This is a genomic window from Acinetobacter lactucae, assembly GCF_013122135.1.
In the GTDB taxonomy this organism is placed as follows: Bacteria; Pseudomonadota; Gammaproteobacteria; order Pseudomonadales; family Moraxellaceae; genus Acinetobacter; species Acinetobacter lactucae.
The window spans coordinates 1,555,202-1,569,491 of record NZ_CP053391.1; the positions used below are offsets into that span (position 1 = coordinate 1,555,202).

General features: G+C 38.9%; 11 protein-coding genes. 8 read left to right on the forward strand and 3 right to left on the reverse strand.

All coding sequences use genetic code 11. The features are described 5' to 3' along the window. Positions 1–61 precede the first annotated feature (61 nt). A complete protein-coding gene (gene aceR / locus HLV59_RS07235; RefSeq protein WP_031948713.1) occupies positions 62–955 on the reverse strand; it encodes an HTH-type transcriptional regulator AceR in 894 nt (297 codons plus the stop codon). Between the two features lie 90 nt (positions 956–1,045). On the opposite strand from aceR, the gene aceI reads away from it, so the two are divergent. Beyond that, a complete protein-coding gene (gene aceI, locus HLV59_RS07240; RefSeq protein ID WP_171429638.1) occupies positions 1,046–1,480 on the forward strand; it encodes a chlorhexidine efflux PACE transporter AceI in 435 nt (144 codons plus the stop codon). Between the two features lie 64 nt (positions 1,481–1,544). Here the strand turns inward: aceI and HLV59_RS07245 are convergent, their stop codons facing one another. Continuing rightward, complete coding sequence (locus tag HLV59_RS07245; RefSeq protein ID WP_171429639.1) at positions 1,545–3,113, reverse strand: acetyl-CoA C-acetyltransferase; 1,569 nt, start codon at positions 3,111–3,113, stop codon at positions 1,545–1,547. A 235-nt stretch (positions 3,114–3,348) separates the two neighbouring features. Between HLV59_RS07245 and HLV59_RS07250 the strand changes: the two genes are divergently transcribed. From HLV59_RS07250 to HLV59_RS07260, 3 genes are all read left to right on the forward strand, one after another. After that, entirely contained in the window at positions 3,349–4,740 is a 1,392-nt protein-coding gene (locus HLV59_RS07250; RefSeq protein WP_171429640.1) for a 3-oxoacyl-ACP reductase, read from the forward strand. 74 nt (positions 4,741–4,814) lie between these two features. Further along, positions 4,815–5,669: a MaoC family dehydratase gene (locus HLV59_RS07255; protein ID WP_104074365.1), complete on the forward strand. Its 855-nt coding sequence runs from the start codon at positions 4,815–4,817 to the stop codon at positions 5,667–5,669. 72 nt (positions 5,670–5,741) lie between these two features. Then, positions 5,742–7,001: a serine hydrolase domain-containing protein gene (locus HLV59_RS07260; protein ID WP_171429641.1), complete on the forward strand. Its 1,260-nt coding sequence runs from the start codon at positions 5,742–5,744 to the stop codon at positions 6,999–7,001. 47 nt (positions 7,002–7,048) lie between these two features. Here the strand turns inward: HLV59_RS07260 and HLV59_RS07265 are convergent, their stop codons facing one another. Beyond that, a complete protein-coding gene (locus HLV59_RS07265; RefSeq protein ID WP_171429642.1) occupies positions 7,049–7,627 on the reverse strand; it encodes a TetR family transcriptional regulator in 579 nt (192 codons plus the stop codon). 125 nt (positions 7,628–7,752) lie between these two features. Between HLV59_RS07265 and amvA the strand changes: the two genes are divergently transcribed. The 4 genes from amvA (at position 7,753) to HLV59_RS07285 (ending at position 14,152) form a co-directional block, all read left to right on the forward strand. Further along, on the forward strand, positions 7,753–9,231 hold the full coding sequence (amvA, locus tag HLV59_RS07270; protein WP_104074368.1) for a multidrug efflux MFS transporter AmvA: 1,479 nt from the start codon (positions 7,753–7,755) through the stop codon (positions 9,229–9,231). A gap of 258 nt (positions 9,232–9,489) precedes the next feature. After that, a complete protein-coding gene (gene cpaA, locus HLV59_RS07275; protein ID WP_104074369.1) occupies positions 9,490–11,271 on the forward strand; it encodes a metalloendopeptidase CpaA in 1,782 nt (593 codons plus the stop codon). A gap of 22 nt (positions 11,272–11,293) precedes the next feature. Continuing rightward, positions 11,294–11,926 carry a metalloprotease secretion chaperone CpaB gene (cpaB, locus tag HLV59_RS07280; protein WP_171429643.1) on the forward strand — a complete coding sequence of 211 codons (633 nt, stop codon included), beginning with the start codon at positions 11,294–11,296 and terminating at the stop codon, positions 11,924–11,926. Between the two features lie 123 nt (positions 11,927–12,049). Beyond that, the gene (locus tag HLV59_RS07285) at positions 12,050–14,152 is read left to right on the forward strand and encodes a DNA polymerase III subunit gamma/tau (protein ID WP_171429644.1); all 2,103 of its coding nucleotides are present in this window, start codon (positions 12,050–12,052) and stop codon (positions 14,150–14,152) included. Positions 14,153–14,290 lie beyond the last annotated feature (138 nt).

Below are 14,290 nucleotides of genomic sequence, written 5' to 3' on the forward strand. Positions count from 1 at the left end.
TATATCAATTGTTATCTTTCAAAGAAAAACGTTTAGGTTCTGCATCTCAATTGAAATAATTTTAAGGCAGTGGTTGCATTCGTTGTTTACGGATATGTTCAATCAAAAATCTAGCAGCGGCACCAAGTTCACTTTCTCGACTCCAAACCAAGTCAACGTAGTATTCAAATCGTGGAGTGAAATCTAATAAATCCAATACTTTAAGCTTATTTTTTAATTCAGGGTTTTCTTTAAACATTTCTTGAGGAAGAACACCCCAACCCAGATTACGTAAAATCATTAAACAAGCAGAGTGGTGGTTGTCTGTACGCCAGTAATGTTTCGAAAAAAGTAATTCGGGTTTTAATGTCTCATCTCGACTTGCCACAACAATTTGTCGTGTTGTGAGGATCTGCTCATAAGAAACCTGATTTTGGCTTGCTAGAGGATGGTTATTTGAAATAACTGGAATTAGAGCCTCACGTTTAAGTTCTACAAATTGTTCTCTGTTATCTAGGTGCTCGCGTTCAAACATCAGTGCAAGTTGGGCAGAGCCGTCTAATAACATTTGGAGCGCATCTTCTTGAGGGGCAGACACAATATTAATTTGTAGGTCTGGAAAGCGGCTCTCTAAAAGACAAATATAGTCAGTCCAATTGGTATGTAAGAGTTCAGAGACAATCACTATAGTTAAATTAGCTTCTAACCCTGTACTTAATGCATGAGCATGTTGTTTCCATTGATTCATCTCAATCAACAGCTGAGAGGTCTTTTCATACAAAACTCGTGCTTCGTCAGTAGGGATAGGTTCACGGCCTTTGCGGTCAAATAATGTTAAGTTCAGATCAATTTCTAAGTTGGCAATAGACATGCTTACAGCCGAAGGAACTTTGCCAAGTTTACGGGCTGCTGCAGAAAAAGAGCCAGTTTCAATCACGGCTTGAAACATGAGTAGTTGTTCTTGATTAATATTCATCTGTCAAAAAAACTGAAAGAACCTGATTGGATTAATCAATATTATAAAAATAAAATGCACATTATCCAAGTAATTATTGAGTATTTAAAAATGTTGATTTCCAAGAGAAGACTCATTCATGCAATCAGTTATGAAGGAATTTTATTGGTCATCATTGCGATTGCATTAAGTTTTATTTTTGATATGCCGATGGAAGTGACCGGAACACTCGGCGTGTTTATGGCAGTGGTTTCAGTTTTCTGGAATATGATTTTTAACCATTATTTCGAAAAAGTAGAGCATAAATATAATTGGGAAAGAACGATCCCTGTGCGGATTTTACATGCGATTGGTTTTGAGGGCGGTTTGCTGATTGCGACTGTACCGATGATTGCATATATGCTTCAGATGAGTGTTATTGATGCACTTATTTTAGATATTGGCTTAACCTTATGTATTTTGGTTTATACCTTTATTTTCCAGTGGTGCTATGACCATATTGAAGATAAATTTTTCCCAAATGCTAAAGCTGCATCACTTCATTAATTGGCTATATTGGAATGAAATAAGCACCCAGAAGGGTGCTTATTTTGTTAGTTCGTTATAGAAATTACTTTTCTACAATCGCAACCACACCTTCACCACCTGCTGTACAGATCGAGATTAAAGCGCGGCCTGAACCTTTTTGATTAATCAATTTAGCGGCTGTAGCTAAGATACGACCACCAGTTGCAGCAAATGGATGGCCTGCACCTAAAGATGAACCATTTACGTTCAGTTTAGAGCGATCGATTGAACCCAAAGGTGCATCTAAACCAAGACGTTCTTTACAGAATTTTTCATCTTCCCAAGCTTTCAAAGTAGATAACACTTGAGATGCGAATGCTTCATGGATTTCGTAGAAATCAAAATCTTGAAGTTTAAGATTTGCACGTTTAAGCATACGAGGTACTGCATAAGCAGGAGCCATCAATAAGCCTTCTTTAGGACCGTTCTTGCCAATGAAGTCAACAGCTGCTGTTTCAGAGAAAGAAAGATAAGCTAAAACTTCATGACCGTTTTCTTTTGCCCATTCTTCAGAAGCAAGCAAGACAACAGAAGCACCGTCAGTTAACGGAGTTGAGTTACCAGCTGTCATTGTTGCAGTTTCGCCTTTGCCGAAAACTGGTTTTAATTTAGCTAGTTTTTCAACTGTGCTGTCTGCACGTAAGTTGTTGTCACGGTTAAGACCTAAGAATGGAGTGATTAAGTCGTCAAAAAAACCACGTTCATAAGCAGCAGCAAGTTTTTGATGGCTGCTTGCAGCTAACTCGTCTTGCGCTTCGCGAGTAATACCCCATTCTAAAGCAGTGATTGCTTGGTGCTCACCCATTGAAAGGCCAGTACGTGGTTCACCATTGCTTGGTGCATCAAGAAGCTTTTTAAAATCAATTTTTGTTAAGGCTTTAAGACGGTCTTTACCAGTTTTAGCTACATTGAGCTCAAGTAAAACTTTACGTAAACCATCCCCTACAGCGATCGGCGCGTCAGAAGTAGTATCAACGCCACCTGCAATACCTACATCGATTTGACCAAGCGCAATTTTGTTTGCAACAACAAAAGCTGCTTGTAAACCTGTACCACAAGCAATTTGAATGTCATAAGCAGGAGTTTCAGGAGCAAGATCTGTACTTAATACAACTTCACGAGTCATATTAAAGTCACGGCTGTGTTTTAAAACAGCACCAGCAACGACTTCACCAATACGCTTACCTTGTAAGTTAAAGCGTTCAACCAAACCGTTTAATGCTGCTGTCAGCATGTCAGAATTTGACGCCTTGAAATAAGCAGTATTTGAACGTGCAAATGGAATACGGTTGCCACCAATAATTGCAACGCGGCGAACAGTGTTTTGGCTCATGGTTTTATCCTGTTGAACAGAAGTTTTGGTTTTTGTTGCTTTTGGTTCTGCAGCTACATTTGAAGATGTAGCAGTGGTTGCTGTAGTCGCGCTCTTAGTACGAGGGCTACGTGCAGATGCAGTCGTTGAACGAGTACGTGTCGTTTTTGGAGTATTAGTTGCTGCTTTAGGAGTGGTGCTGTTACGCTTAGCCGTGTTAGAAGCCGGCTTTGATGTATTTGACACTTTTTCCTCAGCAGAATTTTCGACTGCTGGATTTTCTTGAGTGGGTTTGCTCATAAGGCTTTTCCAAGCATATTAACGATATTCTTATAAGCTACCTTAACACAATTCAAATAGACCTGTATTGACTAGAATGACATTGTAGATAGCATTCAGGTCAAGACATCCAAAGATGAAGTCAAGTATGATTTGGAGTAACTCTAATGAACGACTGCTTTCATATTGTTTCTATCCATCTCATAACATAATGAAGCCTGTCGTAGAAAATTCATTTCTTTGAGAGATAATAATCATGACTGATCAATACCAAGCATTTACACAATCTCCTATTGGTAAATTCGTTGTTAAAAATCTGGGTTTACCATCACCAGTTGCATTAGAGCGTTTTGAAAGTGCTCAGCCAGTAGTGAATGGTGCAGTATTGGTTGGCGCGGCGCCGTCAAGTGTATTGTCTGGTGCGATTGCACAAGTACTTAGCAATATTCATGCTGATAGTTATGCAGGCAATAACGTTGCTTTACAACAAGAAGCTGCAAAAGTTGGCTTAAATTTACGTCCATTCAATGCAGGCGATAAAGAATCAAAATTCAAAGCAGTGGTATTTGATGCGTCTGGTATCCAAAACTCAGAACAGTTAAACGAACTTTATAAATTCTTTAACCCGATTGCACGTCAAGTTGCGACTTCTGGTCGTGTAATTGTGATTGGTACAACTCCTGAAACGGCAAAAACTGTAAAACAGGCGATTGCTCAGCGTGCACTTGAAGGCTTTATCAAATCTGTAGGTAAAGAATTTAAAAAGGGTATTACCGCTCAAGTTGTCTATGTTGACGAAGGTGCTGCTGCAAACCTTGAATCAACTTTACGTTTCTTGCTTTCTCCACGTTCAGCTTATGTATCTGGTCAAGTTGTTCGTGTGTCTAAAGCAGATGTGGTTGATGTTGATTGGGCAAAACCGCTTGCTGGTAAAACTGCATTAGTAACTGGTGCGAGCCGTGGTATTGGTGAAGCAATTGCACATGTGTTGGCGCGTGACGGTGCTCATGTTATTTGTTTAGACGTACCACAACAACAAGCTGATCTTGACCGTGTAGCTGCTGACATCGGTGGTTCTACATTAGCAATTGATATTACAGCTGCTGATGCGGGCGAAAAAATTAAAACTGCTGCGGCAAAACAAGGCGGTTTAGATATTATTGTTCATAACGCAGGTATTACACGTGACAAAACTTTGGCAAACATGAAGCCAGAGCTTTGGGACTTGGTCATTAACATTAACTTGTCTGCTGCTGAACGCGTAAACGACTACTTGTTAGAAAACGATGGTCTAAATGCAAATGGCCGCATTGTTTGTGTATCATCAATCAGTGGTATTGCTGGTAACCTTGGTCAAACCAACTATGCTGCATCGAAAGCAGGTGTAATTGGTCTGGTGAAATTTACTGCACCTATCTTAAAAAATGGTATTACCATTAACGCAGTAGCACCTGGCTTTATCGAAACTCAAATGACTGCTGCGATTCCATTTGCAATCCGTGAAGCTGGTCGCCGTATGAACTCAATGCAACAAGGTGGTTTACCTGTTGATGTAGCAGAAACAATTGCATGGTTCGCATCAACTGCTTCTACAGGCGTAAATGGCAACGTTGTGCGTGTATGTGGTCAAAGCTTGTTGGGCGCTTAAGCACTTTTAGCTAAATAGGGGTGCTTGTGCATCCCTTTTTTATTCAAGAATCTATAAATTATAAAAGGTTAGGTATGAATACTCGTCATTTTAGCCAGCTACCAAAAGCGGCATTGGCTTATCCAAAAGTAGTGCAAGGTTTAATTTTTAAAAAGCCTAAAGGTCCAAAAATATTACCGCAAGTTGAATATGTGGTAGATACTTTAGAAATTGATCAGAACCACCTCAAAGCTTATAACGAAGTATGTGGCTTTCAAAATAATGGCTTTGTACCAGCAATTTATTTGGCGGTGCTTTCTCAAAGTTTGCAAATGCACATGATGACAGCAGAAGCCTTTCCATTTCCAATTTTAGGTTTAGTTCATATCCGTAACCAGATTAAACAAACCAGACCAATTGGTGTGACTGAAAAATTAACGTTGTCATGCAAATTTGGGGAACTAAAACCGCATGATAAAGGTGTTCAGTTTGACTTTATTACCACGGCAAAAGTTGGTAATGAAGTGGTTATGGAAGGCTTAACGACTTATCTATCTCGCCAAAAAGTCGACAAAAGAGTGGGTGAGAAAGCCAAAGAAGAACAAGCTCCAGCTTATGTTCCCAAGGCTGAGTGGAATATTTTAGAAAACACAGGCCGCCGTTATGCGAAAGTGTCTGGTGATTTTAACTTAATTCATATTCATGCCATTACTGCAAAAGCATTTGGCTTTAAACACGCCATTGCGCATGGTATGTGGAGCAAAGCTAAAGCATTAGCAAACCTTGAATTACCGAATGCTTATGAAGCAGATGTGTGGTTTAAGCTACCAATGTTCTTACCGTCAAAAGTTGAGTTCTTAACTGCAAATGCAGATAAAAAGACTGATTTCTTGATTCGTAATGCCAAATCACAAAAACCACATGTTGCAGGAACTGTAAAAGCATTATAAAAATATCAGCAGCCTGAACAGAGGTTTGGGCTGCTTTTGAGCAAAATAACAAAAAAATGCAAGGAACTTCATGTGATTAAAGAGATTTTACTGGCCGATACCCATAACTATCACGGTATTTTGGATGAACGTTTTATTGATTTAGCTCACCAATTTAGCCGTCTTCAATATGCTAGAACAGGACAAGGTGGAGCTGCATTAGCGGTTTATTTTAGAGGCCAGAAAGTTGTAGATATTTACACCGGTTTAAAATCACAAAATGAAGCTTGGCAGCCAGATACTTTGGCAGTTTCCTACTCTACAGGTAAAGGTGTACTTGCAACCTTAGCGCATATTTTAGTAAGTGAAGGTTTTCTAGAATACGACAAACCGATTGCGACTTATTGGCCTGAGTTTGCACAAAATGGAAAAGTGCAAATGACATTGCGTCATGTGCTAAGCCATCAAAGCGGTATGTTTGATGTTCGAAATATTATCGAAAGTGCAAGAGAAATGCTCGACTGGTCTCATATGTTAAATGTGATTGCAGCGACTAAGCCTAGATTCCTTGCCGGAGAGGGCAATGCTTATCAAGCTTTAACATTTGGCTGGCTTGTCGGTGGAGTACTTGAAAAAGCAACTGGTCAATCTTTAGATCAGCTCATGCAAAAATATCTCGTTGAGCCTTTGCAGTTAGACGGCGCTTATTTTGGTACGCCTGCAAGTGAGCTAGACCGTGTAGCACGTTTAATTGTTCAACCCAAACCTGAAAAACCAGCGGCTCCCCAAGTTGAAAAACCTAAAAAGCCTCAAGCACGCAAGAGTTCACTCTCTGAAAAAATGATTACGTGGACGGGGCAAGATCCGCAAGATTTTCAGGATGCCATGATTCCAAAAGGAATGAAGCATTTTAGTTTCTTTAGTGATGAAGGGTTACAAGCAGTCATTCCAGCGGCGAACGGCACGTTTACTGCAAATAGTCTTGCTAAAATTTATGCGATGCTGGCAAATCACGGTGAATGGGATGGACAGCAAGTTATTCGCCCAGAAATATTTAAAGAGCTCAGTACCATTCAAAGTTATGCACGTGATCGTGTCATGCCAATTCCGATGAATTGGCGCTTAGGATATCACCGCATTATTACTATGGGTAAACGCGCTAAAAATGGCTTTGGACATATTGGTTACAATGGTTCAGGGGCGTGGTGCGATCCTGAGCGTGACCTGAGTTTTGCCTATACTCATAACTTCCAAATTGGTTCAATCACGGGTGATTATCGTTTGTGGGGGCTGACTCAAGAAGCCTTACGTTGCACTGATCAAATTTTAAAAGGCCGTAAAGGCTGGTTCTAATTTTAGTGTTGTAAAGCTGGTATTTTAATTAATGCCAGCTTCTATATTTATAATAATTCTAGGCGAATAATTGCTTCGGTATGGCGCTTAAAGTCTTCTTCAGCTAAACCGTGTAAACCAAGTTGATAAATACCTTCTAATCCGCACACAAAAGCAATGAGTCGCCAAGCTATGTCTGTTGAATTAGATATATTTTTAAATTCACCTTCTTTTTTACCAGATTCAATTGCTTGCACAATTGTTTGATGCCAATTCTGCATGGCAAGGTTATAAGCCTTTCGTATTTCAACATCTTGTTCAATCAAGAGTTCAGCTTCATTCCATAAGCGTAAGTAGGGCTGAAGTCTCTCTATGTTTTCTGCGCCTAATAAGATGAATAGCCTTTGAAATTGGCTAGTTGTTTTTAAGGTTTGTTCAATTTCATCAAGCTGTTCCATCAGCTTTAAAAAGGCTTCAGCTTTTAAATGAGATGCTGAAGAAAAGTGGTGGTGAACTTGTCCGGTAGAGGTTTGTGCTTCTGTTGCGATTCGACGTACTGTCATGGCTGCAAAACCTTCAGCCAAAGCAACTTGCATGGCGGCTTGCAGAATCATTTCTCTGCGTTGATCGCGATTAAGATAGGCCATGTTTGTTTCACCTGACTGAATTCGACACAAATTACATTAAATTTAAAAGTTGGACAAGTGTCCAATTGTGTATATAATAACCGCAATTTGAACACATGTCCAAGTTTTGGATATTGAAGAGCGTTATGCAAAAAAAATGGTTAATCCTGACAATTATCGTCCTTATTTATTTACCAGTTACGATTGATGCAACGGTGATGCATGTTGCAACACCATCTTTAAGTGCCGCATTGAATTTAACTGCCAATCAGCTTTTATGGATCATTGATATTTATTCGCTGATTATGGCAGGTTTGATTTTGCCAATGGGGGCACTCGGCGATCGTATTGGCTTTAAAAAATTACTATTTATTGGAACCGCAGTTTTTGGCGTGGGTTCGCTAGCTGCTGCTTTTTCTCCAACCGCTTATGCCTTAATTGCTTCACGTGCTGTTTTGGGGTTAGGTGCAGCGATGCTTATTCCTGCCACTTTATCCGGCATTCGTAATGCCTTTACCGAAGAAAAGCAGAGGAATTTTGCACTTGGTGTTTGGTCTACAGTGGGTGGTGGCGGAGCCGCTTTTGGTCCATTAGTGGGTGGATTTGTACTAGAACATTTTCATTGGGGAGCAGTATTCCTCATTAACATCCCGATTATTTTAGTGGTTCTGGTCATGATCGTGATGATCATTCCTAAACAACAAGAGAAAACCGATCAGCCAATTAACTTAGGGCAAGCTTTAATCTTGGTTGTAGCTATTTTAAGTCTTATCTATTCAATCAAATCGGTTATGTATAACTTCTCGGTACTCACGGTTGTGATGTTTGTAATTGGTATAAGTACTTTAATTCACTTCATACGAAGCCAAAAAAGAGCTACCACACCAATGATTGATCTGGAATTGTTTAAACATCCTGTGATTTCTACCAGCATTGTCATGGCTGTTGTTTCCATGATTGCTTTGGTTGGCTTTGAATTACTCTTGTCTCAAGAGTTGCAGTTTGTACATGGGTTTTCTCCCTTACAGGCAGCTATGTTTATTATTCCATTTATGATTGCGATTAGTTTAGGTGGTCCATTAGCCGGAATTTGTTTAAATAAATGGGGACTTAGACTTGTATCTACTGTTGGTATTTTAATAAGTGGATTTAGTCTATGGGGGCTTGCCCAGCTTAACTTTTCGACTGATCACTTTTTAGCGTGGACGTGTATGGTCTTTTTAGGCTTTAGCATTGAGATTGCCTTACTAGCTTCAACTGCTGCGATTATGTCATCTGTACCTCCGCAAAAGGCGAGTGCAGCAGGTGCCATAGAAGGGATGGCTTACGAGCTTGGGGCTGGTTTGGGCGTTGCTATATTTGGGTTAATGTTATCTTGGTTTTATAGTCGTTCAATTATTTTGCCAGAACAGCTCCCAACGGACTTAATTGAAAAAGCGAGTATCTCGATTGGAGAAACCATGCAATTAGCGTCTAACCTTGAAAATCCTTTGGGAGGACAATTAATTGCAGTTGCGCAGCAAGCTTTTAGCTATGCCCATAGTTGGGTGCTTACCATTTCAGCTATTTGTTTCTTCCTTTTAACTGTATTTGTCTGGTTGAGTTTTCCAAAGAAAGTAAATTAAAACTAAAGGATAAAAAGAGAGACTACCTTTCTTTTTATCCTTAAATATCTTTTTAATATTTTCTACATATTAAAAATTGGTTATTTAATTCTCATAAATAAACTATTCTTTAAAAAGCTTCATATTTTTATTTCAAAATGATTCAATGGTCATGTAATTGAAATTTAATAAAAAATTAATTGTAGTGAAATTGACTGTGTAAAAATGGTTTGCTAACCTGCTATTCGAAAAATCTAAAAACAAATAAAAGAGGCTGCTGTGAATTTTAAATTAAAAACATCACTCATTATTGGAGCAATTGTTGCATCTTCACTTGTATATGCTGCAACTGTACTTTCACCAAATCAGAATAATAATAGTGGATCAATTCCATCCGGTTATTCAGATTTAGAATTTAATCTAGCAAATGGGAATTGGGTCAAAAACCTCACTTTACCCACAAGCGCTAATAATTTGGACAAAATTACAATTCGTTCTAGTGCTGCCTATAGTAGTTATTTAGATACTTCTAATACGAATATTCCGTTAGAAGTATTAAAGATAAATAGTGGTGATGTTTATCAATTCATCTTTAATAGTAGTCAAAATAAATGGATCGCACAGTTAGCGACAGTGAGTCCTACCAATGGTGCGACCTATGAAATCGTTCCATTAACAACTGCATCAATGCAAAAAGTACTTATTCAAAATGACAAATGGGCACAAACCATTGCATTACCGAGTGATGTGCGTGACGGAACAACCGTACAAGTTGTTTCTACAGCAAGTGCAAGTTCGGACATTGATAAAACAAATTTACTATTTCCGAGCAGTTTTACATTAAAAAATGGCTCTGAATATTGGTTTAAATATTATTCTGCTTTAGGAAAATGGGTTCCAGAGTATATAAAACCTCAGAAGCTAAATGTTCAGCAAATCGGAACAACTTTAGCCGCTGTAAATAGCCCACTTACCGAAGTTTCATTTGGAGATGGAAACTGGGTTTCCAATTTCACTTTGCCTACCACTGCAAGTGATCGAGATAGAATTATTATTAAGTCTACAGCGACTTGGTCTGCAAAAATTAATAATACCAATATTAATAGCCAAGCGACTTTAACGCTTAAAACAGGCGATCAATATGAGTTTATGTATGTAAGCGACAAAGGATATTGGCAGCTGATCTCTTCACCAACAAAGGTGATTGACTCAACGGCAACAATCCCTGCAACTTTACCGAATATGACTCAGCCCACTTTAAAGGTGAAATTGTCTACATCAAATTGGCAGCCAACCTTGCAACTACCCGCTAAAGCTCAAATCGGAGATAAGGTTTTTATTGTGTCGAATGCATCGGCCGACACCTATATTAATGCCGCTAATGGTTTGTTTACTGCAATTAAAAATGGTGAAAATCGCCGTTTTATTTACACTGCTCAAGGCTGGATAGTAGATAGTTATACAATTGATATGTTGTTGGTTTCTAGTCCAGAAGTAAATTCAATTTTAGGAGAGAGCGCTGCAAAACTTAGAATGATAGAAGGCGTAAATTTAACGAATTTAACCGCTGAAAATTCAAATGCACGCTTTTACTTAAGAGATGTAGGTTACCTAACTTATAAGATTCCTGCTGCCACTTTAAAAGAAGCGATTTCTTTTGGACGAGATGACACCACGGTACAAAATGAGCGTAAACGTGTATTGGCAGACGGTGTCTATTATCAAGGTAATGAACCAGGTGATGGCGGTTGTGGTTGGGCTTGGATTAATGCTTCTGCATATAACATGATTGGCGCAAATGATATTGCAGGTTGTTCTTTCGCCGCTATGCGTCATGAAGTTGGGCATAATCTCGGTCTGTACCATAATGGCTCAACTAATATTGGCTCAGGCTTTGCTCATCCGTTAGGAAGTACTGCAATGGGAGGCAATAATATTAATTTTTATTCGAGTCCATACCTATACAATCCTAAATATGGTGTGCGTTTAGGCCTAGAAGGTAAAATTGATGCGGTCAGTGTCATTAATCTGAATGCACAGAAAATTTCTCTATATAACTAATCTCTATTTTTAGCTGTAAATAATGAAGAAAAATAAATTGTTAATAGGAACTGCTATCGCTTGTGTGGCGTTAGCAGTTTTAATCTGGTTTGCCTTTTCACAACAAAGCTCTTCTGCTTTAACGTTGTCTGCAGAAAATGGGCAAGGTGTTGGGCAAAAAATGGCAGAGAATCAGAATGAATTTGCTCGTCAAAATATACTGAATTTAAGTCCGTCCGAAAAAGAAAGATTGTCTCAGCAACAGATTGTTTTTAGTGAGATAGAAAAGGATCAACTGCCTTCTAATGTTAATTTTCCACTAATTAAAAATGCAGAAGGTATGGTCATTAAATATGATCCAAATGTGATTGAACTTAAAAAAGTGGGTGACACTGTTAAGTTTCAAATGTTGGAATATGGCATTAATCGTACAGGCAAAATTGTAGAGATCGAACCTGTTGACCAAGATATTGTTCAATGGACGGGTAAATTTGATCAGGGCGATCCGAATCAGAATTTCTTTACCATTACTCAAAGTCAAAAAGACCATTATACGATCATGCAAATTTTTACCGAGAAAGGAAATTATTCGGCTGAAATTAAAGATGGTGTGGGACTGGTGCAAACGATGGATGAGGGTGTAACTGATCAAGAGCTTCAGCATGATCATCCTTAGACAAATAAATGGTTCTGGTAGAGAAAAGAAGCCAGTTCGCAGTTTATCTGTACGGATATGAGCTTTATGCGTTCACACTCTTTTAAAAACAAAGTATGCTTATGCCTGTAACAAGGAGCATACATGTATCAAGTACTTGCTAGAAAATACCGTCCACGTAATTTCAATGAGTTAGTGGGACAAAACCACGTTTCTCGTGCATTAAGTAGTGCATTGGAACGCGGTCGTCTACACCATGCTTATTTATTTACAGGAACGCGCGGTGTAGGTAAAACTACAATTGCACGTATTTTAGCCAAGTGTTTGAACTGTGAAACGGGTGTGACTTCCACGCCATGTGAAGTCTGTGCAACGTGTAAAGCGGTAAACGAAGGCCGCTTTATTGACCTGATTGAAATTGATGCTGCTTCAAGAACAAAAGTAGAAGATACGCGTGAACTTTTAGATAACGTTCCTTATGCGCCAACGCAAGGTCGTTTTAAAGTTTACCTGATTGACGAAGTACATATGCTATCGACGCATTCTTTTAATGCGTTATTAAAAACACTAGAAGAACCACCAGAACACGTTAAATTTCTGTTTGCTACGACTGACCCACAAAAGCTACCGATTACGGTTATTTCACGTTGTTTGCAATTTACTCTACGACCTTTAGCTGTCGATGAAATTACTAAGCACCTTGGTGCTATTCTTGAAAAAGAGCAAATTAATGCCGATCAGGATGCAATTTGGCAAATTGCTGAATCTGCTCAAGGTTCATTACGTGATGCATTATCTTTAACTGACCAAGCGATTGCTTATGGTCAAGGTTCTGTACATCACCAAGATGTTAAAGAAATGCTTGGCTTGATTGACCGTACGATTATTTATGATTTGATTTTAGCGATTCATCAGAACCAACGTGAGAAAGTTAGTCAGCTTTTATTGCAATTTAGACATCAAGCGTTAGATGTTTCACTTGTGCTTGATCAGTTGATTTCGACATTGCATGAATTGGCAATTTTGCAATATCTACCTGATTTGAGTTTGAAATATAGCGATGAAATCAATCGCAAAATCATGCAATTGTCTAAGCTGATTTCTGCTCAAGATTTGCAGCTTTATTACCAAATCGCTTGTAAAGGTCGTTCAGACTTGCAACTTGCCGTAACGCAAGAGCAAGGCTTTGAAATGTGTGTTTTACGCTTATTGGCATTCCGTCCTTTAGCGCCTAATGAAATTTTAGTATCAGAGCCTGTTCAACAAAATGGACAAGCAGTAGTAGGGCTAAATCACCAAGTCCAGCAACAAGTTCAAGATATTGCTCCTGTAAATGCTGTTCAGCCTGTTGAAGTTATTAGTCAACCCGCTATGGTTGAACCTGAACCTGAACCTGAACCTGAACCTGAACCTGAACCTGAACCTGAACCTGAACCTGAACCTGAACCTGAACCTGAACCTCAGTCTAATCAGGATTTAATGATATTTGACCCAAATCATCATGAGCTGATTGGGCTTGAGTCAGCAGTTGTTCAAGAAACAATTAGTGTTCTAGAGGAAGATTTCATTCCAGTACCAGAACAAAAGTTAGTACAACTTCAGGCAGAAACACAAACTAAAAATATTGAACCTGAACCAGCTTTCACTGCTGAACCTATGGGTTTATTTGAAACGCCTAACGCTGAATTTTCGCTGGCCCAAGATACGTCTGATCTTGCTTCTGAACCGATTATTGAACAACAGTCATTTGTACAAGCCGAAGTAATGGTTCAAACAGAAACAGTTGTAGTTGTGAAAGAGTCTAGCGAAACTGATAACGGGCAGCTGATGCCACAAGATATCTTGAAGCTGGCTCCTCAAGTTTTGGAAGGTGAGTGGTCACTTGAAAAATGGGAATACTGGTTTAGAAATAGTCAGCTTTCACCAGCCGTCCAAGAACTTGCGCAACATGGTGTAATGACCGGTGAAATTGGCGGCAATACTATTTTCCATATCCCTCAAGAATATGAAAATATGCTGACCCAATTGCAGCAAGGCCTTATTGATGCATTAAATGAGCAATGGCCGAATACTCAATTTACAGTTGAATATGGTGCTTTGAATACATCTACACCCTATACCATTCAAAGTGCACGTAAAGAAAGGGCCTTTCACCGAGCAGCTGAGCTATTACAGCAACAGCCAGTCATTAAAAGTCTCATAGAAACTTTTGATGGCGAACTGCAAAATATTCAATTAAAGCCTTAAATTCATCTAAGTTTTGATCTGGTGCAGAATATGAAAATAATAGAATTTTCATATTCTTCATTGGATTGAAATATTCAGGTCATGTCACTGTCATTGTACTTTTCTATGTTAGCCATTTTAGATTTTAAATGGATTGTA

What these genes read in the sequence shown, in the direction of transcription:
- aceR (WP_031948713.1), bottom strand. Translation starts at nt 955, where the DNA reads ATGAATATTAATCAAGAACAACTACTCATGTTTCAAGCCGTGATTGAA.
- aceI (WP_171429638.1), top strand. Translation starts at nt 1,046, where the DNA reads ATGTTGATTTCCAAGAGAAGACTCATTCATGCAATCAGTTATGAAGGA.
- HLV59_RS07245 (WP_171429639.1), bottom strand. Translation starts at nt 3,113, where the DNA reads ATGAGCAAACCCACTCAAGAAAATCCAGCAGTCGAAAATTCTGCTGAG.
- HLV59_RS07250 (WP_171429640.1), top strand. Translation starts at nt 3,349, where the DNA reads ATGACTGATCAATACCAAGCATTTACACAATCTCCTATTGGTAAATTC.
- HLV59_RS07255 (WP_104074365.1), top strand. Translation starts at nt 4,815, where the DNA reads ATGAATACTCGTCATTTTAGCCAGCTACCAAAAGCGGCATTGGCTTAT.
- HLV59_RS07265 (WP_171429642.1), bottom strand. Translation starts at nt 7,627, where the DNA reads ATGGCCTATCTTAATCGCGATCAACGCAGAGAAATGATTCTGCAAGCC.
- amvA (WP_104074368.1), top strand. Translation starts at nt 7,753, where the DNA reads ATGCAAAAAAAATGGTTAATCCTGACAATTATCGTCCTTATTTATTTA.
- cpaB (WP_171429643.1), top strand. Translation starts at nt 11,294, where the DNA reads ATGAAGAAAAATAAATTGTTAATAGGAACTGCTATCGCTTGTGTGGCG.
- HLV59_RS07285 (WP_171429644.1), top strand. Translation starts at nt 12,050, where the DNA reads ATGTATCAAGTACTTGCTAGAAAATACCGTCCACGTAATTTCAATGAG.